We start from the raw sequence: 524 nt of genomic DNA, 5'->3' as shown, positions 1-524 counted from the left end.
GGCAATGCCTACAACAACTCGGGAGCGGGCGCGGGCGCGCTGCTGTCTGGCACGTTCAACGTGACGCCCGGTGACGCGCTGAGCATCGTGGTGGGTGGACGCGGCGCGGATGGCACGAACGGGGGTGGCGGTGGTGGTTCGTTCGTGTGGCGCGGAACGGGCGCTGCCACGGTGTCGTCGCTGATGGTGGCGGCGGGCGGTGGTGGCGGCGCGGGTTGCAATGGCTTCAATGGCTGGGGCGCTGCGCTGAACACCACGGGCAATGCGGGCAATGGCAGCCCGGGTGCGGCCGGTGGCGCCAACGCGGGGGGTGGCTCGGGTGGTGCGTCGGGCTTCCACGGCGGGGGTGGCGGTGGCGCGGGCCTGACGCAGTCGGGTGGCACGGGCGCCGGTGGTGCGGGCTCGGGCGGTGGTGGCGGTGGCCTCGCCATCAGCTCGGGCGGCAGCGGCGGCACGGGCACGCTCAATGGCAATGGTGGCTACGGCGGCGGTGGCGGCGCGGCGGGCGCGGCGGGCGGCGCGGG

Annotated in this window: 1 protein-coding gene; it reads left to right on the top strand. The window is 75.6% G+C overall.

What is annotated here, in order from left to right; genetic code table 11:
- Window positions 1-524 (top strand): hypothetical protein (locus tag JGU66_36425; protein ID MBJ6766263.1); only part of this gene is annotated, 524 nt, incomplete at both ends.

Source organism: Myxococcaceae bacterium JPH2 (assembly GCA_016458225.1).
GTDB lineage: Bacteria > Myxococcota > Myxococcia > Myxococcales > Myxococcaceae > Citreicoccus.
This window is presented reverse-complemented; position numbering and strand designations above follow the sequence as displayed.